This window comes from Nocardia sp. NBC_00403, assembly GCF_036046055.1.
Lineage (GTDB): Bacteria > Actinomycetota > Actinomycetes > Mycobacteriales > Mycobacteriaceae > Nocardia.
In genome coordinates, this window is sequence record NZ_CP107939.1 from 3,008,458 (window position 1) to 3,027,965 (window position 19,508).

Here is a 19,508-nt window from a genome sequence, read left to right on the forward strand (position 1 = left end):
TTCTGGTATGGCCGAGGCGATGTCGCAGGATGGGCTGAGTGAGGCTCGGCAGGCGATCGCTTCGGCGCGAAGTGTGGTGGTGAAGATCGGTTCGTCCGCGCTCACCAGCCTGAAGGGCGGGCTGGATACCGCGCGTCTCGATCGGCTTGCCGACGCGGTGGAGGCGCGCATGCGCGCGGGATCCGAAGTGGTCGTAGTGTCTTCGGGCGCGATCGGCGCGGGGATCGCGCCGCTCGGGCTGACCCGCCGCCCGCGTGATCTGGCCACCAAGCAGGCTGCCGCCAGTGTCGGCCAGCTGGCGCTCGCACATGCGTGGGGCACCTCCTTCACCAGGTACGGACGCACCGTCGGACAGGTGCTGCTCAGCGCCGACGACTTCTCCCGCCGGGAGCACCACCGCAACGCCCAACGCACCCTGGACCGGTTGCGCTCGCTCGGTGCGGTCGCCGTGGTGAACGAAAACGATACTGTCGCAACGGAAGAGATCCGCTTCGGCGACAACGACCGGCTCGCAGCGCTGGTGGCCCACCTGGTCGGCGCCGACGCGCTGATCCTGCTTTCCGACGTCGAAGGCCTCTATGACGGCGACCCGCGCAAGGGTGCGGCGAACTTCATTCCCGAGGTCCGCAGCAGCGCCGATCTGGACGGCGTCATCGCAGGCAGTGGTGGCGCACTGGGCACCGGCGGGATGGCCTCGAAGTTGTCCGCGGCCCGCCTTGCCGCCGACGCGGGAGTGCCCGTACTGCTCGCGGCCGCCACCGAAGCCGCCACCGCACTGACCACCGGCACCGTCGGCACGGCCTTCGCCGCCCGCCCGGTCCGCCTGTCCGCCCGCAAGTTCTGGGTCCGCCACGCCGCCGACAGCCGCGGCGCCGTCCTCATCGACGAAGGCGCGGTCCAAGCCGTGGCCCACCGCCGCCGCTCCCTGCTGGCCGCAGGCATCACCGGCGTCCGCGGCCGCTTCCACGGCGGCGACGTAGTCGACCTCGTAGCCCCCGACAACCATGTAATAGCCCGCGGCGTAATCGAGTACGACAGCACCGAACTCGCCGGCATGCTGGGCCGCTCCACCGCCGAACTCCCGGACACCATGCAGCGCCCGGTAATCCACGCCGACGACCTCGTCAACGTCTGACCCGCACTCCGCAAGATCCGCACCTTGCCTCCTGATCCCGTAGGGCACCTCGTTAAGTGGGTGCCCGGTGACGCGGGGGATGGGGTCGGGCGGAGTCGAATGGCGGTTGCCGAGGAGATTGCGACCGCCATTCAACTGCGCTCGGCGACTGCGGTGCTGATGAGCGTGTGCCCGACTTCGATCAAATGCGGGGTTGGGATGGAGGATTGTGTGGCATCGACCTGTTACGCCCTTCGTCCAGCAGTCGCGATCGAATCATCTTGCGGTGCTGCGACTTTAGTGAGCACTCGTTTTGTATTTCGGTGAGTCATTTGGTGGTTCGAGGCTGTGGGTGGGCCGCCATTCGACACCGTTCGGCGCCTGCTGTGCGGTTACTGCGGGTTGGGGGTGTGGGTGTGCCCGACACCTGATCGAAGGCGTCGTCGGGATGGAGGTTCGAGTGCATCGACCCTCCGTGGTTTGGGTATGTACGCGTGCGTGGGAGTGCTGTCGGTGGCCTACTTGTGGGGTGTGGGGATGACGCCGGGCTGGTTGGTGGTCGAAGGTGACTGGTCTTGGTCTTCTGTGATGGGGCCGGTGACGCCGGGCTGGCCGCCGGGGTCGACAAGTGGGGGAGTGGGTTCTCCCGGCTGGGGGGCCGGTGGTTCCGGTTGCGGGGCGGCGGGGGGTGGCTCCGGTGGCGGTGCTTGTTGTGTCGGCGGGGCAGGTATGGGTGTCGGAGCTGATGGTTCCGGCTGTGGGGACGGCGGCGGCTCCGGTGGTGGTGCTTGTTGTGTTGGCGGAGCAGGTTGCGGAGTTGGTTCGGCTGGGGAGACCGGTGGTTCGGGCTGTGGGGCTGGTGGTGGTTCTGGTGGTGGTGCTTGTTGTGTTTGCGGAGCAGGTTGCGGAGTTGGTTCGGCTGGGGAGACCGGTGGTTCGGGCTGTGGGGCTGGTGGTGGTTCTGGTGGTGGTGCTTGTTGTGTTTGCGGAGCAGGTTGCGGAGTTGGTTCGGCTGGGGAGACCGGTGGTTCGGGCTGTGGGGCTGGTGGTGGTTCTGGTGGTGGTGCTTGTTGTGTTGGCGGAGCAGGTTGCGGAGTTGGTTCGGCTGGGGAGACCGGTGGTTCGGGCTGTGGGGCCGGTGGTGGTTCCGGTGCTTGCTGCGTCGGTGGAATGGGCTCCGGTGCGGGAGAGGGTGATTCCGGCTGTGGAGCCGGTGCTGGTGCGGGCGGCGGGGTTTGCTGGGTCGGCGGAGGGGTCGGCTCCGGCGTGGAGCTGGGGGTTTGCTGCGGGTCGGGCGCAGGTGCAGGGGTCGACGGTGCTGGAGCTGCCGGCGTCGATGGTGTCGGGGTGGACGGTGGTGTCGGAACGGGCTGGGGGGCTTGTTGTTCCGGTGTCGACGGCGCAGTGGTGCCGGGTGGCGTCGGGGCGGGGGTGGACGGAATCGGGGTGGTTGGCTGCTGATCCTGTTGCGGCAGTGGGGGTTCGGAGTATTCCGGTGTGATCTGTCGTGGGCTGCTCGGCCGCGGTGCTATCTCGCCGGGCAGCTGTGGGGGTTCGGGAAGGGCGGGAACGCCGGTGCCTGCCATGTTGTAGGCCGGTTTGTACACCATGTTCATCGCGAGGACGGCTTCCTGGCGCAGTGCTTCCGCCGCCATCTGTGCGTCGATAATGCCGCCGGCCTCCAGCAGTTTCGCGATCGCGCCGACCGGGCCCGAGCTGCCGGGGGGAACCACGGCAATCTTTACTGCCTCGGCGGCCGCGGCGACCCCACCCAGCCGCGCGCCCACCTGGCCCATGATGGCGGCGAGCTCGTCGACCGACTCGGCGTAGCTGCGGGCACTGGCGTATGCCGCGTCGGCCGTGGCGCCCTCCCACTCCATCGAGTTCATCACTCGATCCGAGCTCGCGCGGGTCAGCGGGAACGAAGTAGCAAGTGTGCCTGCCACTTCCAGCCAGGTGACCGAGGCACTCAGGATCTGCGCGGCGTCGATTTGCTGAGTCTTGGCGTAGATCTCCTCGTGCCGCATCGACTCGAAATGCTCCATCGAGCTGATGTAGTCGGGGTCGTTCCCGTTCACCGCGGCACCCTCGTTTCGATGGCCCGCAACGCGGCGGCATTCGCGGCGTCGGCCTCCTCGAGCAGTCCGCCGCTGATCAGGAACGCCTCCTTCATCCGGTAGGCGGCCTCGATGTAGTGGTCGAGTAGTGCGGCGGCGTCGCGGGCCTTGTGGCTGAAACCGGCCTGGAGCTGCTGAGCGGAGACGAACCCGCCGAAGCCCTGTGCTTCGGACGCGGCTTCGAGGCGTTGTTGCAGATAGATCAGTCGATCGGCCTGATCGTCGTACATCTCGGCACAGCGCCGTGCCGCGGCCGGATCGAACTTGACTGTTCCTGCCTGTGCCTGCTGCTTGAACCGGGCGATTTCGGCTCGGCTGGTCTCGATCGTCATGCGCACCCCTGAGATCGGTCGGTCCGACCCAGACTAACCGGAAGCCAAGTCCCCGGTCAGTAATAGTTACCCGTCGGCGCTAGTCATCCGGCCTGCGCTGGAACGCGTTTCTGCAGCTGAGCGGCGAGTTGGTCGGCCGAAGCGGGCACAACATGCACGGTCGAACCCGCCTTGATCAGGTAGCGCCCGTCGCCTTCGACATCGATCCAGGTGTAGTGGATCGGGGGCGCCGGTTCCGCCCGATCCAGCCGTGCCTCGATCCGGATGTGTCCCTCCGCGGTGTGCGGCTTCAGCAACAGCCTGCGGATCGGCGGCGCGGCCGGTCGGTGCGCGACTAACTCTTCGTCGCGGATGGTGTCGGCAGGTGCGGCTCTGGCCGGTTCCCGCCCCGGCGGGGTCTTCGGCAGCAGCGCCGCGATCCTGGCGCCGAGTTTGGCGCTGTGCCCGATCGAGATGCGCACTCGGCCACCGAAATCCGGGCTGGTGCCCGGCTCCTGCAGAGCGAGCACGGCATGGTCGAAGATCGCACCCGCCAACAATCGGATCTCGGTGCCGGGGCGGTGCGCCCCACCGATCGCCACTATCCGCGTGTGCGGTTGGGCCAGGATCCGCAGACACGCGGTCAGGTCCGGATCGCTGCCGGACGGCAGTCGCTCGTCCAGCCGGGCGCGCAACGCATCGGCGTCACGCTCCGTGCGCGGTGTCTCGAGGATTCGGATGGGGTAGGGATGGCGATCTACCTTGGTTTCCTGCCAGACATGAGCGAACTCATCCGGGGTGAATGTCCAACCCACGCAGACTCACATCCTCACCGAACCCACCGAATCAGCCTGAAGCTTAGCGGCGGGTCGAGGGTTGCGACCAACTCGTCGGCAAGCGAGCCCGCAGGATTGCGGGCTAACGTCGAGGTGAATTCTCGGATATATCCAAACAGCTCTTTTGTTTTGTTCGGCGTGCCTTGTGCCGGAGCATCCGACTCCTGCCCGGTGCCGAGGGGGCGATGGGAGACACCTTGCAGGTACTTGGACCGTGGACCGATACAGCGACGATCGCCGCGCTAGCGGGAGGTAAAGCGCGCGGATTGCACAGCTTGCACACCAGTGGTTTCCGCGTGCCGGAATGGGTCGTGCTGGGTATCGACGCGTTCGAGCAGGTGCTGCACGCGGGCGACCTCACCGAGGAGCTGACGGCTTTTCTCGCCATCAACGACCTGGAAAGGGCGTTGGCGGCGGGGGCAGCGCTGCGCACGCAGGTCGCCGCCGCGGCGCTGCCGCCGACGGTCCTCGCGTTGATCATCGACGCCTACGACCGGCTCGACGGCGGCTCGATCGCCGTGCGCTCCTCGGTGGCCGCTGAAGACGGCCCCAGCCACTCCTACGCGGGCCAATTCGACTCGTTCCTGAACGTCAACGGCCTCGACGCGGTGACATCCCGGGTGCGGGCGTGCTGGGCGTCGGCGTTCTCCGAGCGGTCCATCCGCTACGCCTTCGCGCACGAGCTGCCGCCTACCGGCGCTGCTGCCGTTGTCCTGCAGCGATTGATCTCCGCGCGGACCAGCGGCGTGATGTTCACCGCGAACCCGATCACCGGCGCGGCGGAGGAGTTGGTGATCAGTGCGGTGTACGGGCTCGGTGAAGGCCTCGTATCGGGCGCGGTGGACGCCGACTCGGTGATCGTCGACAAATCCTCCGGCGCGGTGCTGGAAACGGTGCTGGGGGACAAGGAGCGGTCCTACACACCCACCGGTGACCAGGGCGTCGCGGTTGATGAGGTGGATCAGGAGCGTCGCAGCCGTGCCGCGCTGTCGGATGCCGAGCTCATCGAGGTGGTCGAACTGGGGCGCAAGCTGGAGGCCGACCTCGGCGCGCCGCAGGACGTCGAGTGGGCGATCGACGACGACGGGCTCTGGTTGCTGCAGACACGACCGATCACCACCGCTGTGCGCGACACCTCCCGGTCCGGTGACGCGCTGTTGCGCGGCGCCGGTGAGGTCCTCGAAGACGACGAGCAGCGGATCTGGGACAACTCCAACATCATCGAGAGTTTCAGTGGCATCACCTCGCCGTTGACGTTCACCACGGCGGCCGACATCTACGGCCGGGTCTATCACGGTTACGCGAAATCGTTGCGGGTGCCCGATGAGCAGTTGCGCCAGACCGATCGCTGGACTCCGGTGCTGCTGGGCTACTTTCACGGCCGCGTCTACTACAACCTCCTGCACTGGTACCGGATGGTTGGCATCGCGCCCGGCTACCCGTTGAACAGGAAGGTGCTGGAGGCGGCGCTCGGCGTCGACGAACCGCTCGCCGACGAGCTCGCGAAGACGCTGCGGCCGTTCACTTTCCGAACGCAATTCGCCCGGCTTCGCTCCAGGACCGTCACCACGGTGACCTATCTGCGGCGGCTGTTGGGAATCGACGATATGGTCGAGCAATTCATGACCGAGTTCTATCGCGTCTACGACGAATACGACGCCATGGACTACACGACCCTGTCCGGTGAACAGGCCTACGCGTCCTACCGCACCGTCGACCGTGACCTGGTGCAGCGCTGGGGCCCGCTGATGGTGCTGGACGCGATCCTGCTGACCTGCACCGGATTGATGTTCCTGCTGACGAAGCTGCTGCTGCCCAAGGCGCCGGAGTGGTTCCTGTACGCCGTGGTGGGCCCGGGTGCCGATGTCGAATCGGCCGAGCCCGCGCGCGCGATGACCGAGCTGGCCCAGTTCGTGCGCGCCGAGCCGGAACTCGTGGCATTGGTCAATTCGACTCCGCCGGAACAGATCTACCCGGCACTGCGCGGATCGGAGCGCACCGAATTCCTGGCCCACGTCGATGCCTACATCGATCGCTACGGCTATCGCAGTCTCGACGAGCTGAAGCTGGAGACGCCCGATCTGCGGGAAGACCCGGCCAGCCTGTTCGTCATGCTGCGCAGCGCCATCGGGCGGGTAGGAGACGCCGCACAGCACAGCCGCAGCGCCGAGGCCGACGACTATCTCGACGCGCACCTGCACGGCTTGCGCCGTCGGATCTATGAACGGTTGCGCGCCAAGGTGAATCGTTGCGCCGCGCACCGCGAACGGCTGCGCTTCTGCCGGACGCGAGCCTTCGGCATGGTGAAGCGGATGATCCGGGTGATGGGCCGCGACCTGGTCGAGCGCGAGGTCATCGACGAGTTCGGCGACGTGTTCTTCCTGACCGTGCAGGAATTGCGCGGCTGTTATGAAGGCGCGCAGACCGAGACGCTGCGCGATCTGGTAGCGGCGCGAAAAGCCCAGCGCGCCAGGGACGGTGAGTTGGTCGCGCCGGCTCGCTTCGTCACAGCGGGTCCGACCTTCGGGCGGGCCGAGCTTGCGGCTCAGGGCTGGGTGCCGGTCACCGACACTCCGGCCGCAACGGTCGGAACAGTGCTGCCCGGAACGCCTTCGGCGTCGGGAATTGTCGAGGGCACGGCTATCGTGGTCGACGAGCCCCGCGACGTCGCAGGCGGCATCCTGGTGGCCTATCGAACCGACCCCGGCTGGGTGGCTGCGCTGCCTTCGGCGTCGGCGCTGGTGATCGAGCGCGGCAGCCCCCTCACGCACGTCGCGATCGTGGCGCGGGAATTAGGAGTCCCCACCGTGGTGCAAGTCAAGGACCTCACGAAAAAGATACGGTCCAGTATGCGGATTCGGGTCGATGGAACCAATGGGACGGTTACCGTGCTGTCCGAAGGAGACCTCCGTGATGGAGCATGACAAATATGTTGCGGCAGTGCGTAATTGGCTTGCCGAGCCCGCAGTGGACGCCGGGGTATACCTGGCCGACGAGGCCGACGGCTGGACCTATCGCAGCTATCGCGACCTCGCCGACACGACCTGGTCCATCGCCGCCCTGATGCGGGCACACGGCATGGGCAGCGGCGACGGCGCGTGTGTGATCATGCCGACCGGATTCCCTTGTGCCGCAGCGTTCTACGCCGTGTGGGCCTGCGGCGGGGTCTTCACGCCGGTCGCCCCGCCCATGTTCGGCGACCTCGACCAGATCGTCGCCCACATCGCGGCGATCCTGGCGCAGGCCCGCCCGCGACTGGTGGTGACCTCGACGGAGTTCGAGCAACTCGTCCGCAGGGCGGCGATCGAAGCGGGCCGCATCGACGAGCCACTGGTGATCAATGCTCAGACCCTCGGGCCACCACCCGCGGTGCGTGAGTTCGGCGAGCCGGACGAGTGCGCGCTGCTGCAATTCACCTCCGGCTCCACCGGCACGCCGCGCGGCGTGCGTGTCAGCTGGCAGAACCTGGCCAACAACATCGCGATGATCTCCACCCTCGTCGACTGGCGGCCCGGCGAGGCCATGGTCTCGTGGTTGCCGCTCTATCACGACATGGGCCTGGTCGGCGCCTTCCTCACCACCGTGACCAATCAGGGCGACCTGTACCTGATGCGACCCGACCAGTTCGTCCGCGACCCGGTGCGGTGGCTGCGTGCGATGACCCATGCCCAGCACTCGCCGTCACCCTCGTTCGCGCTCGGCTATGTGGCGCATCGGGTGCCGCAGGAGGACATCGCCGAGCTCGACCTCTCCGGCTGGCGCACGCTCGCCGTCGGCTCCGAACCCGTCGAGGTCGCCGATCTACAGTCGTTTGCGAATCTCGCAGGCAAACAAGGCTTCTCGACCAAGGCGTACACGCTGGCCTATGGGCTCGCGGAGGCAACGCTGATGGTGACCTCGTCGGCACGCAACCGCCCTGTCACCGCGCTGCGCCTCGACAACCCGAGTCTGCGCTTCGGGTCCAGGATCACGATCCTGGACGAGCAACTGCTCGACGACACCCGTCGGGTCGAAGGCGCGGGATGGATTACCGGCCTGGGCTATTCGACGCCGGAGTCGACGGTCACGGTGGTCGACGAGGACGGTCGCGAGCTCCCCGACGGCACCCTGGGCGAGATGGTCGTAGTCGGCGATTCGGTGGCGCTCGGGTATTCGGTGACGGATTCCGGCGAGCCCGCAGCGGGTTCGTCCACCCGGATCACCGACGGCAGGCTCTACACCGGTGACGCGGGATTTCTGTATCGCGGTGAAGTTTTCGTGCTCGGCCGGATGGGATCGAGCCTGAAGGTGCGCGGTCGGTCGGTGTTCATGGAGGACATCGAATCCCGGGTCGCTGAGGAGACCGGGATCACCAAAGGCAAACTTGCCGCGGTCACCATCAGCGAGGCGGGTGCGCAGGGCATCGCCTTGTTCGCGGAATCTGCGCCGGGTGACTGGATCTCCGAGGCACGCAGCATTATTCGCGGTGAGCTCGGCCCCGCGCAGTCCGTCACCATCGTCACCGGACCGCGCGGCACCATTCGCCGCACCTCCAGCGGCAAACCGCGCCGCCGCCATATGTGGCAGCTGTTTCGCGATGGAGTCCTCGACGGCGCCATCGCCCACGAGACAGACACCACCGGCGCCGGCGGGGCAGACAACATCGAAGCCGGCGATGGCCGCGCCGCTCAGGACATCGCACCGGAGCCGACGCTGGCTGCGGAGCGGGTGCGGCAGCTGCTCGAGCGAGCCTTGGAAACCGTAGTGGTACCACGGGATTCGGCGGTGCTGTTCGAAGGGTCGCTGGCCGAGGGGTTCGGCAACGAGGGATCCGATGTGGACTTCCTCGTCCTCGCGCCCGGCGACGAGGAGATGCCGACACTGCCGACGGTGCTGTTCATCGATGGGCGTCGAGTCGAGGTGCGCACCCGGTCGCAGGCACAGCTGCGCAGACAGTTGGCGCAGGTCGCGGCGGCGGGAAACCCCACAGAACTCGACGAGGACCTGCTCAACCGGTGTCAGCGATTCCTGCGGGCGACGGTGGTCCGGTCGGGCACTCCCGACGTAGCCGAATTGCGCTCGCTGCTGCCCTATTCCGGATTCACGGAGCTGATGGCGCACTGGTGGACCGCGCGGGCCACCCAGGCATTGCGATTCGCTGTGGCACTGCGCGCGCTGGGAGCGCACGCCGAAGCGGGTGGTTGGGCGCGCGATGGTCTTTTGCAGGCGATGAAGGGGTGGGCGGCGCGGCACGGCGAAAGCTATCTGGAGACCAAATGGCTGCCGCAGCAGCTGGACCGGATCGGGCGCGACGACCTCATCGATCGCTACCGGGACACCAGTGATCCCGCCGGCTGGGCGTTCGACGACCACGCGCGGAAGGTCGGCGACGCGGAACCAGGTTCCGGAGCTGAGCACCATGCCGTCCCAGTGTCGGTAGCTGAAGCCGATCGGCCTGGCGACGCGCAAGCCGGAGCAGCGGCCGAACAGCTGACCTGGCAAAAGGTGTGGGAACTGGCCGCCGCACTCGGCGTGCCCGCGGTGGCGGACGATACGCATCAGATCTTGTTCGCGCGCCGCCCCCGCGTCACCACCTGGACGATCGGTGGGCGCGTGCATGTCGTGCGCGACGATCGGGATGTCTTCGTGCTCTCGGACCCGGCCGCGCGGGTCTGGCGGTCGGTGGTGTTCCGGCATTCGGTGCGCGACGTGCTCGCCCGCGCCCAGTCCGACATCGCCGCCGAGCTGTCCGAGTTCATCCGGCTCGGTTTCGTCGGATTGCAATGGCGCGGCGGCGAACTCATCGAACCCGCCTTGGCAATGTGCAAGCCGGTGCAGCCCTACACGCCGGTGCCGAGTACGAGCGCCCCTGCGCTCGGCGTGACCGGAGCCGCGGGAGACGATCCGATCGTCACCCTTTCTGCACTGCCCGCGACCAGATTCACCGAATGCGCACTGAATCTGGTGTGGTCCAACATCGTTCTGGAGAATGCCAGGGAGGATCTGGCCGGTGCGGTGAAGAACTCCCAGGGCGCAGTCGCCGACATCGCCGCCCACCGTCTGATCGCGATGGCTGTTCGGGTCGTGCTGTCCGCCTTCGGTATTCATCCACTGCCCGCCGACGTGGCACCCGCCGAAACCGTGCTGCGCATACTTCCATCGCACGCGTCGGGTCGCGATCAGCTGCTGACACAGCTGAAATCGGCGCAACAGGTGTGTTTCTCGGACATCCTCCGCACGAGCGGTGACATCAGCGCTGGCCTTGCGGTCCTCGATGATTTCGTCGCCCTGGTGCGGCGGATCGCCGGCGGCTCGGAGTCCGCGACCGGTTTCCCCGCCTCGTTCGATTCGCGCGAGCAATGGCGTCGGACCCTGGCGATCGGTTACGACTGGCTGCGCCTGGCCGGTTACCTGAACACCGACCTGCCGCTCGACGAGGCTCGCGATCTGCTGACCTCCGGTGGCCACCAGCCTCATCTACGGGAAGGAGAGTCGGCATGACCGCTGTAGCCGATACCGCGATCGCCGAGCAGGTCCGCCGCCTCGTCCTCGCGATGGCGCCACGACCATCGGCGACCGACGACGAGAAGCGGCTGGTCGAAGACCTCGGCTTCGATTCTCTGCGCCTGATGGAACTCACGGTGGTGCTGGAGCGCTCCTTCGACCTGCCGCGCTATCGCCCGGAGCAATTGATCGGTGTGCGTCGCGTCGGGCAAGTGATCGCCCTCGTCTCGGGGACGCTGGCCGAAGGCAGCCCATCATGAGCGAGCAGGCCAGGGCTGACCGCCAGCGCGGTGCGATCACGAGCGCGCGCGACACCGTGCTGGTCACCGGCGCGACCGGATTGGTCGGTGCCGAAGTCGTGGCGCGGCTGGCCGCCGCCGGCCGACCGGTGGCTGCTGTGCTGCACAGCAATTCGAGCATTGTCCGCAACGACGGCACAGTGCTGGAGGCGGGCACGCCGGTGGCGGGCGATATTCGGGCGCGCGGTTTCGGCATGTCGGAGCGCGACACCGCCGACCTGGCCGAGCGCGTCGGCGCCATCGTGCACTGTGCGGCGACCACCGCGTTCGACGCGCGAGATTCCGATTACGAGGAACTGAATGTGCGCGGTACCGTGCACGCCATCGCGCTGGCCAGGCAGTGGGATGTTCCGCTTGTGCATGTCAGCACCGCGTATGTGTGCGGACGGCGCGGCGGCGTGGTTACCGAGGACGAGCTCGACGCGGGCCAGTCATTCGGGAATGGATACGAGGACAGCAAGTTTCGTGCCGAACAGTTGGTGCACGCGGCAGGTGAGCAGGGCCTGCGCTGGGCGATCGTACGGCCCGGCATCGTGACCGGCGTCGGCGACTCGGGCGCGATCCGCGAATACAAGAACCTCTACACCGTCGTGAAACTCATGGTGGAAGGCAAACTCCGGGCACTGCCCGGCCGCTACGACGCGACCCTGTCGCTGGCCCCGGTGGATCACGTCGCCGACGTCATCGCCGCGGCCGTCCTGGATTTCGACTCCGCGCACGGTCGCACCTTCCACGCGCTCGGCCGAGACACTTTGTCGTTGCGCGAGGTATCGGATGTGCTCGCCGAGTATCCCTCCTTCGAGGTGGCCACGTTCGTGCCGGAAGCGACCTTTGCCGAGGACGACCTGGACCCGGTAGAACGGGAGTACTACCGGCGCATCGGCTCGCTCTACACCAGTTACTTCCAGCGGCGCTTGATATTCGACACCGCCCATGCCGAGGTACTACTGGGCAAGCCGTCGCCACCGAGCGGCAAGGACTACCTGCGTCTCCTACTCGACTACTGCCTGGAATCGGGATACCTGGGCGTTCCGCTGCCATCGATCGAAGATGTATTGGCGAGCAACGACTTCGGAGGCGGGCGATGAGCAGTGGATCACCGGGTGAGCGCGACGGGATCGTCGGCGATTCGCTGCGTGAGCTGCTGGCGGGTTCGACGCCCTCGGCGGAGAAAGCCGGTGTCTACCTCGACGACACCTACGTGCAGGAGTCGGTCGACCAGCTCGACCGGTTGGGTGTCGACGCGGCGAAATTCGCCATGCAACATTCGCTGCTGCTGCTCAAACCCGATGCGATCCTCGCCCGCGCCGTCGAACCGACGCTGCAATGGCTGGCCGACAACGGTTTTCGTGTGGTCGGCGCCTACCGCGTCCCGGTAGATCGACACCTGGCCCGTGCGCTGTGGTACTTCGCATGGAATATCGCCTCACCCGAACGCAGGCGGCTCGCGGATCTGCTGGTCGGCATCTCGGATGTGCTTGTCCTGGTGGTGCACGGTCCCGACGGGGAGCTGCCGGTCTCGGTGCGGCTCACCGAGGCCAAAGGCGCGACCGATCCACGTAAACGCCGGCCCGGCGAATTGCGGTATCTGCTCGGCAGGCACAACTATCTACTCAATCTGGTGCACTCACCGGACGATCCCGCCGATGTGCTGCGCGAGCTCGCCATCTACTTCGACGAGCGGACGCGGGCGGCGGTGATCGCGCAGGCAGGCGCGGGTGTCGACCGCTCGGCCGATGCCGTCGCGATCGCTCATGACCTGTACACCCACGCTCCTGCCCGCAGCTTCGATCGTACCGACGCACTCGCACGACTGTTGAGCGATCTCGACCGCGCAGGTTTCACGCTCCCGCCGGAGCTCGACCTCGAATCCGACACGGGCTGCGCGCAATTGCTGTACTCGGCATGGGCCGCTGACCAGGATCTGGATCCGTGGTCGGTGATCGTGCTCGGCTCATACGTTCTTCCCATGCGGACCGGCACTCAGCCGCAGACCTTGCGGCCCGTGTCCGCGACAGATTGGTTGGAGGGTCGATCGTGACCACAGACGCAGCACCGGTACGGGCAGCAAGCCATGTCCGCACCATCTCCCGCGAACTAGCGCATCGCTGCGCGGTCTCGGAGGTCTTCGTGACCTCGCTGGATACCGCGGCACCGGACGAGTTCGTCGCGGGCGCACAGCTACCGAGAATGCACGCCTACTACGGCGACCACCACGGTTCGCTCGCGATGCGACACGATCCGCTGCTGGTGATGGAGGCGGGCAGGCAGGCGGCGATCGCGCTGACCCATGAGTTCTACGGTGTACCGCCCGAAATGGCGTTCGTTGTCAGGACTTTCAACGGCACCGGCTCCGATACCACGGCCTGGGAAGTCCGCACCGCGCCCGCCGACCTCGTGATGCGGGTACGGGTGCCACAGCAGCACCGCCGCGGTGGCGTGCTGCACGGCCTCGATATGGTGCTGGATATCGAGTGTGCGGGCGAGCCGATGCTGACCGTCGACGGTTCCTTCTCCTGGGTCACCTCGAGACAGTGGTCGGGCCTGCGCTCCGCGTTCCGGGACAGTCTGGGGCTCGGGCCTTTCCACGGCGCCTCGGCACTGACCGAACGCGCCGTGCCTGCCGCGGTGGGCCGGGAGAACTGGCGCAACGTCGTCATCGGTCCGCCGCGCCGGGACGGCGCAACCGCGCGGGCCGCGTTGGTCGCCGACCTCGGCCACCCGTTCTTGTTCGATCATCAGCTCGACCATGTCCCCGGTAGTCTGCTCATCGAAGCGTGCCGCCAGACCGCACTATCGATGATCGTCGACGAATTGCCGCGGTTGGAGTGTGTAGCAAGTACTTTCGATCGATTCGTCGAACTCGACCTGCCGGCCGAATGCGTGGCAGAGATCGTCGAACAGGGTGCGGGCACCGTGGTGATCCACTGCGAGATCCACCAGGCCGGTGCCGTCGCGGCCCAAGTAGATCTCGAATTCGCGGAGGACACACTGGATCCCGAGGCCGAACCGGACTCGGGAATCGTCTGATGGACAGGAGCCCGATGGGCAACGATCTGCTGACCACCACCAGGGCCTTCCGGCGCCGCCTCGACCTCACCAGGCCGGTCGCCAGGCAGGACCTGCTCGCCTGCCTCGACGTCGCGGTGCACGCCCCGAGCGGCACCAACCGGCAGCCGTGGCGTTTCCTCGTGGTCGAGGATTTCGATACCAAACAGCAGATCGCCGAGTACTACCGAAAAGGCTTTGCCGCCTACCTGTCCGCCCGCACTCCACGCCCCGATCAACTCGGCGACCTCGCCTCCGGCCGCTACCTCGCCGCCCACCTGCACGAGGTCCCGGCGCTGGTGGTCGTCTGCTCGCTCGGTCGCCCACCCGCGAACGCCGCAGCCCTCCAACTCGCCAGCTTCTACGGCTCCATCTACCCGGCGGTCTGGAACTTCATGCTGGCCCTGCACGACCGCGGCCTCGGATCCACCATGACCACCGCCCACCTGGTATATGAGCAAGAGATCGCCGACCTCCTCGGCATCCCCTTCGACCAGATAACCCAGGTCGCTATGCTCCCGGTGGCCCACCTGCTGCCCGGTACCAGAAGTCGAGGCCCGCGCCGCATTCCGGCCGCCGAGGTGACGATGTGGAACCGCTGGAGCGAGGAGTGAGGGGCGTAACGGTGGGTGCGGCCAGGCGCGAGTATCGGGGCGCGGAATGAGCAGTGCAGCAGCAACAGCGTCGACTCCGCGCGTGCTCGGATCCCTCGCGCGCATCGCCCGATTCACCGTGGTGATGTACAAGCCGCACTACCTGCTGTACGGCGTGCTCTGGGTGCTCGCACTCGAAGGCACGGCAGCTCTTGTCTCCCAGCCCGATTCGTCATGGCATCCGACCGCGTCCACTGTTGTCCGCATCGTCGTGGTCGCCTTCGTCCTGCTGTACCTGCGCATGGTCGACGAACAGAAGGACCTCGACTACGACAGGGTGCACAACCCCGACCGCCCCCTGGTGACCGGCGCGATCAGCGCGAACGAACTGCGCAGCGCGATGGCGGTCATCGCGGTGGGCGCCATCGCCGCCAGCCTGACACTCTCGATCGGTTCGGCGGTACTGATCGCCGCCGTACTCGCCTACGGTCTTGTCCTCTGGGGTCTGGAGAATCTTTCGACAACCGTGCGCACCGACATCGTGCTGAACCTGGCTATCACCTACCCGGTCCAGCTACTCGTCACCGCGTACGTCGTCGTTTCTGCGATCGGAACCGGCGAAGTCCGATCCCGTTGGCAGGCAGCGGCCGTCGCGATCATCTTCGCCGGTGCTTTCCTCCAGTTCGAATTCGCCCGCAAGACATCCAAGTCGCCGCGCCCCGGCGAGATGTACTACTCGAATGCCTTGGGTGCCAACGGCAGCGCGACTGCTGCGCTGGTGTGCGCCGCCATAGCGGTTTTCGGCGACCTCGCCCTGGTTCGGCCGTGGACCTACTCCGGGCCGCAAGCTCTGATCGCCTGGATTCCTGTGGTGCTCTTACTGATTCCAGCCACGGCAGCATCGAAGTTCCGACGCGCGAGCACACCGGACTACCCGGTCTTACCCGCGGTCCTGTTCATTCTTGCCCTCTACCTCGTGCTGATCGTTCAGGCGCTGGTCCTGACCTGATCACCGAGGTCAGTCGAACACCACAGGCCGCATTTGGTGGAGTGCGTCTCTCGACGTTTGCCGCAGCCAGGTGCCACTCGGCACCTAACTGGGGCGCACTTCGAGGACATTGTCGGGGGCTACGGTGGGGATACGGCGCACGAGGGTGAATCCTGAGGCGGCCAGGAAGTCTCGGTATTGGTCTTCGGTGCGTTCGCGGCCGCCTACGTTGATGAGCATTTCCAGGTCGATGAATTTTCCCGGGTGCGGTCGATTATCTTCGGGGAGAACGAGTTCGATGAGCAGCAGCGTCGCGTCCTCGGGCATCTGCTCGCGCAGGGTGTGCAGGATCTGCTTGGCTTTGTCGTCGGACCAGTCGTGGATGATGTGTTTGAGAATGTAGGCGTCGCCGCCCTTGGGCACCGTCTCGAAGAAGGAGCCGCTTTCGACCGTGCAGCGGTCGGCGAGGCCGAGTTCGGCGAGGCGGGCGGGCGCCGACGCGACCACTTCCGGCAGATCGAACAGGATGCCGCGTGATGTCGGTGTGCGGGAGAGGATTTCGGTGAGCAGGGTGCCCTGTCCACCACCTACATCGACAATCGTGCCGTACTGGCCGAAGTCGTAGGCGGCGAACAGCGGTTCTGTCGCCAGGGTGCCGATGCTGGTCATGGCGCGGTCGAACAGTTCGCCGAGCTCGCGGTCTTTCCGCACGTAGTCGAAGAACGACATGCCGTCCAGATCCGTGCCGACGGTTTCACCGGTGCGCACCGCGTCGACCAGATGCGTCCAATGATTGCGGTGCATCGGCGAGCCGAAGAAGAGCACGGTATCGCGCAGCGAAACGCTCGTATCCCGACGCAGCGCCTGTGCCATCGGGGTGAGCGTGTATTTGCCGTCCGATCGGCGAGCGAAGATGCCGTGGCTCGTCAGAAGCTGTAGCAGGCGATGTAGCGCGTCCTCGTTCGCGCCGGTGGCGCGCGCCAACTCCGCACCGTTGCGCGGACCATCGGCAAGTGCGTCTGCCACACCGAGTGCGGCGGCCGCGTGGATCGCCTGGGTCAAGAACCCGGCAACGATCATTTCCAGCAGCGCGATATGCCCTGGCACAAGTCGCCGGTGCAGCCCCGCCATCGAATTGCGGGCGAATTCGATCACCCGCAACAGCGCCTGCGGTGGAACTTTCGATCGGTTGGATGCCATCGTGCCTCCATCCCGTCGGGTATCGAGAAGTTTTCTATCAGGAGGCTACGTGGCGATTCGCCGCTCGCGCGGCTAAATGAGCAGCAACGCCGCCAGCGGCGTCGCCACCCAGATCGCGGCTCCCGCGAGCAAACATCGGCCGTGGGCGGGTGGTGCGCCCTGCACTGGCCGGACCACCGCTGATGACGTGAACTTGCTTGTCGAGACGGGCACGCTACCCGGCTTCGGCCGACCGGTACACGGGGCGGTATCGGAGGTGAGCCGCCTCGTACCGCGATGCCGACTGCAGGGTCAGCCGCCGAGGCGCGCCTGGAGTGCGAGGGCGTCGCGCGGTGCCATGACCTTCGCGTCGTTGTCGAAGTAGACGAATACATCGCGGTCCGCGGCCCACCAGCGGATCTTCTCCGCCCACATGTCGAGGCCATCGTCGGTGTAGCCGCTGACGTAGAGCTCGTCGTGGCCGTGCAGCCGGATGTAGACGAAATTCGAGGTGACTTCCTCGATGAGCGGGTATTTTCCTGCCGCGTCGGCGACGACCAGTGCGATGTCGTGTGCGGCCAACAGTTCGGTGAACTGCGGCGTGACGAAGCTCGGATGTCGGATCTCGAGCGCGTACCGCATCGGCCGTTCGGCGTCGGTCGTGGTGAATCCGGGGTCGACCCGATGGTCGTGCTGTGCCGCGATCTCGGCCGCCCGTGTCGTCGTGCGGGGCAGGTGGCCGAAGAATTCGGCTAGTAGGACCGGATCGAAGGCGAAGTTGGGAGGCAGCTGCCAGAGGATCGGCCCCAGCTTGGGGCCGAGCGCAAGCAGACCGGACGCGAGGAAGTTCGCCAGCAGGGCGTCACCGTCGCGCAGCCGCTTCATATGGGTGATGAACCTGCTGCCCTTCACCGCGAACACGAAGTCCTCCGGCGTCTGGCTCGCCCACTTCTGGTAGCTCGACGGACGCTGCAAGGCATAGAACGAACCATTGATCTCGACGCTGTCGAGTTGCTGCGATAGATAGGCGAGCTCGTTCTTGTGGGTCACCCCTTCGGGATAGAAGGTGCCGCGCCACGGCGGATACACCCACCCCGATGTGCCGATCCGGATCTCGCCCACGCTGTCCATCGTGGCAGACACAATCCCTGCGAAGACGCAGGCCGCACCCCTCGTCGTTGTCGGGGTTGGGGCTGCCAGCCTCTGAAGGCCAGCGAACGGGACTCGGCTGTGGCACACCCCGCCCCCACTCGGCACGATGATGTCTTCCGAGCGCAGCGAGACCGAGCACAGAGTTCGGGGCGCATCCCACCTCTACAACCCCCTGAGCGCCTAAACCAAAGTCGCAAGCTCAACTACCGACGCCCCCACTCGGCACGATGATGTCTTCCGAGCGAAGCGAGACCGAGCACAGAGTTCGGGGCGCATCCCACCTCTACAACCCCCTGAGCGCCTAAACCAAAGTCGCAAGCTCAACTACCGACGCCCCCACTCGGCACGATGATGTCTTCCGAGCGAAGCGAGACCGAGCACTAGAGTTCGCGGCCCGTCTCGCTTCCGAGCCGTCGAAGCGCATGCGACGAAGTCGCGAGTCTCGACGGCTCGGAAGCGAGACCAAGGGGGCCGCGAACACGCAGCGCCGCAGGCGCTGCCAAAAAACACAGCGCCGCAGGCGCTGCCAAAAAAACTCAGCGGTCGGCGTGGCGTTGGCGTTCGCGCTCGGCGGCGGTGGCGAGGTAGTCGCCGAGTTCTCGGCGCAGGGTGACGTCGAGGGAGCGGGCCAGAGTGGTGTGCACCGAGGCGACAGCCAGCTCGCGCATTTTGTTGAGCATTGTTGTGGTGTCGGCGATTTCGCTGCTGGTCTCGGGGAGCCAGCCGGGGCCGTGTTCATCCACGATGTGTTGTTTGGCCGCGGTGATCATGAGCTGGGTGATGTCGTCGATCCGGTCGGCCACCTTGGCGTAGATCTCGATGAGGGTGCGCAGTTCGATGCCGTACTCGTGCAGTTCGGCGAACGAGGCCAGCAGTTGGGTGTCGGTGAACACCACGGTGTCGCCCTCGAACCGAACCAGTTTCATCTCCGCGAGCCGGTCGACGAGTTCGTCGGTGTCGGTGCCGAGGATGGTGCCGATGAGCTCGCGTGACACCTCGAAGGTCTCGTCCTTGGCCCAGGGGGCCGCCACCGCGTGCTGCAGGCCGAGCACCTCGGTGAGGTCTTTGCCGGTCTCCCAGCTGGTGATGAAGTCGGCGATGTGCGCGGTGGTGAAGCCGCGCTGCAGCAGCGCGTCGATCAGGCGCAGCCGCTCCAGGTGCGCGTCGTCGTAGATGCTGGCCCGCCCGTCTTTGCCCGCGGGCGGCGGCAGCAGGCCGCGTTCCTGGTAGGCGCGCACGTTGCGAGTGGTGGTGCCCGCGGCGCGAGCAAGGTCATCGATTCGGTACTCCGGCATCGACCTCACCTCCCTCGCCCACAGCGGCGCCGGTCTGCCGGCAGCCGAACAACACAGTCATCGATCGACCGAGTCTAACGTTCCGGCGGCCGG

At 66.5% G+C, this 19,508-nt stretch carries 15 protein-coding genes; 10 read left to right on the top strand and 5 right to left on the bottom strand.

Annotated features, from left to right (window positions below; genetic code table 11):
* Positions 1–19: 19 nt before the first annotated feature.
* Together proB and OHQ90_RS13315 are read left to right on the top strand one after the other, a co-directional pair.
* Positions 20–1,135, top strand: coding sequence for a glutamate 5-kinase (gene proB, locus OHQ90_RS13310; protein WP_442941459.1), 1,116 nt, complete (start codon positions 20–22; stop codon positions 1,133–1,135).
* Positions 1,136–1,811: 676 nt separating this feature from the next.
* Positions 1,812–2,615, top strand: coding sequence for a hypothetical protein (locus OHQ90_RS13315; protein WP_328410472.1), 804 nt, complete (start codon positions 1,812–1,814; stop codon positions 2,613–2,615).
* Positions 2,616–3,188: 573 nt separating this feature from the next.
* Here the strand turns inward: OHQ90_RS13315 and OHQ90_RS13320 are convergent.
* Positions 3,189–3,563, bottom strand: coding sequence for a hypothetical protein (locus OHQ90_RS13320; RefSeq protein WP_328410473.1), 375 nt, complete (start codon positions 3,561–3,563; stop codon positions 3,189–3,191).
* Positions 3,564–3,646: 83 nt separating this feature from the next.
* The gene (locus OHQ90_RS13325; protein WP_328410475.1) at positions 3,647–4,357 is read right to left on the bottom strand and encodes an ESX secretion-associated protein EspG; all 711 of its coding nucleotides are present in this window, start codon (positions 4,355–4,357) and stop codon (positions 3,647–3,649) included.
* Positions 4,358–4,563: 206 nt separating this feature from the next.
* Between OHQ90_RS13325 and OHQ90_RS13330 the strand changes: the two genes are divergently transcribed.
* From OHQ90_RS13330 to OHQ90_RS13365, 8 genes are all read left to right on the top strand, one after another.
* Positions 4,564–7,302 carry a phosphoenolpyruvate synthase gene (locus OHQ90_RS13330; RefSeq protein WP_328410476.1) on the top strand — a complete coding sequence of 913 codons (2,739 nt, stop codon included), beginning with the start codon at positions 4,564–4,566 and terminating at the stop codon, positions 7,300–7,302.
* Positions 7,292–10,858 (top strand): AMP-binding protein, encoded by a 3,567-nt coding sequence (locus tag OHQ90_RS13335; protein ID WP_328412814.1) that lies wholly within the window; start codon positions 7,292–7,294, stop codon positions 10,856–10,858. The genes OHQ90_RS13330 and OHQ90_RS13335 overlap by 11 nt, the downstream gene beginning before the upstream one ends.
* Positions 10,855–11,121, top strand: a complete 267-nt coding sequence (locus OHQ90_RS13340) for an acyl carrier protein (protein WP_328410478.1) — start codon at positions 10,855–10,857, stop codon at positions 11,119–11,121. Before OHQ90_RS13335 ends, OHQ90_RS13340 begins: the two co-directional genes overlap by 4 nt.
* Complete coding sequence (locus OHQ90_RS13345; RefSeq protein ID WP_328410480.1) at positions 11,118–12,248, top strand: SDR family oxidoreductase; 1,131 nt, start codon at positions 11,118–11,120, stop codon at positions 12,246–12,248. Before OHQ90_RS13340 ends, OHQ90_RS13345 begins: the two co-directional genes overlap by 4 nt.
* On the top strand, positions 12,245–13,201 hold the full coding sequence (locus tag OHQ90_RS13350) for a nucleoside-diphosphate kinase (RefSeq protein ID WP_328410482.1): 957 nt from the start codon (positions 12,245–12,247) through the stop codon (positions 13,199–13,201). The genes OHQ90_RS13345 and OHQ90_RS13350 overlap by 4 nt, the downstream gene beginning before the upstream one ends.
* Positions 13,198–14,190, top strand: a complete 993-nt coding sequence (locus OHQ90_RS13355; protein ID WP_328410484.1) for a ScbA/BarX family gamma-butyrolactone biosynthesis protein — start codon at positions 13,198–13,200, stop codon at positions 14,188–14,190. The genes OHQ90_RS13350 and OHQ90_RS13355 overlap by 4 nt, the downstream gene beginning before the upstream one ends.
* 14 nt (positions 14,191–14,204) lie before the next feature.
* Complete coding sequence (locus OHQ90_RS13360) at positions 14,205–14,822, top strand: nitroreductase family protein (protein ID WP_328410486.1); 618 nt, start codon at positions 14,205–14,207, stop codon at positions 14,820–14,822.
* Positions 14,823–14,904: 82 nt separating this feature from the next.
* Entirely contained in the window at positions 14,905–15,810 is a 906-nt protein-coding gene (locus tag OHQ90_RS13365) for a hypothetical protein (protein ID WP_328410488.1), read from the top strand.
* Positions 15,811–15,894: 84 nt separating this feature from the next.
* Here OHQ90_RS13365 and OHQ90_RS13370 read toward each other — a convergent pair whose 3' ends face one another.
* The 3 genes from OHQ90_RS13370 to OHQ90_RS13380 form a co-directional block, all read right to left on the bottom strand.
* Entirely contained in the window at positions 15,895–16,989 is a 1,095-nt protein-coding gene (locus OHQ90_RS13370; RefSeq protein WP_328410490.1) for a methyltransferase, read from the bottom strand.
* A gap of 291 nt (positions 16,990–17,280) precedes the next feature.
* Positions 17,281–18,090: a DUF72 domain-containing protein gene (locus OHQ90_RS13375; RefSeq protein WP_328410491.1), complete on the bottom strand. Its 810-nt coding sequence runs from the start codon at positions 18,088–18,090 to the stop codon at positions 17,281–17,283.
* 566 nt (positions 18,091–18,656) lie between these two features.
* Positions 18,657–19,415, bottom strand: a complete 759-nt coding sequence (locus tag OHQ90_RS13380; protein WP_328410493.1) for a MerR family transcriptional regulator — start codon at positions 19,413–19,415, stop codon at positions 18,657–18,659.
* Between the last annotated feature and the right edge of the window lie 93 nt (positions 19,416–19,508).

Excerpts from the sequence above, each read along its gene's own strand:
- proB (WP_442941459.1), top strand. The coding sequence starts at position 20 with ATGTCGCAGGATGGGCTGAGTGAGGCTCGGCAGGCGATCGCTTCGGCG.
- OHQ90_RS13320 (WP_328410473.1), bottom strand. The coding sequence starts at position 3,563 with ATGACGATCGAGACCAGCCGAGCCGAAATCGCCCGGTTCAAGCAGCAG.
- OHQ90_RS13330 (WP_328410476.1), top strand. The coding sequence starts at position 4,564 with ATGGGAGACACCTTGCAGGTACTTGGACCGTGGACCGATACAGCGACG.
- OHQ90_RS13335 (WP_328412814.1), top strand. The coding sequence starts at position 7,292 with ATGGAGCATGACAAATATGTTGCGGCAGTGCGTAATTGGCTTGCCGAG.
- OHQ90_RS13340 (WP_328410478.1), top strand. The coding sequence starts at position 10,855 with ATGACCGCTGTAGCCGATACCGCGATCGCCGAGCAGGTCCGCCGCCTC.
- OHQ90_RS13345 (WP_328410480.1), top strand. The coding sequence starts at position 11,118 with ATGAGCGAGCAGGCCAGGGCTGACCGCCAGCGCGGTGCGATCACGAGC.
- OHQ90_RS13350 (WP_328410482.1), top strand. The coding sequence starts at position 12,245 with ATGAGCAGTGGATCACCGGGTGAGCGCGACGGGATCGTCGGCGATTCG.
- OHQ90_RS13360 (WP_328410486.1), top strand. The coding sequence starts at position 14,205 with ATGGGCAACGATCTGCTGACCACCACCAGGGCCTTCCGGCGCCGCCTC.
- OHQ90_RS13370 (WP_328410490.1), bottom strand. The coding sequence starts at position 16,989 with ATGGCATCCAACCGATCGAAAGTTCCACCGCAGGCGCTGTTGCGGGTG.
- OHQ90_RS13380 (WP_328410493.1), bottom strand. The coding sequence starts at position 19,415 with ATGCCGGAGTACCGAATCGATGACCTTGCTCGCGCCGCGGGCACCACC.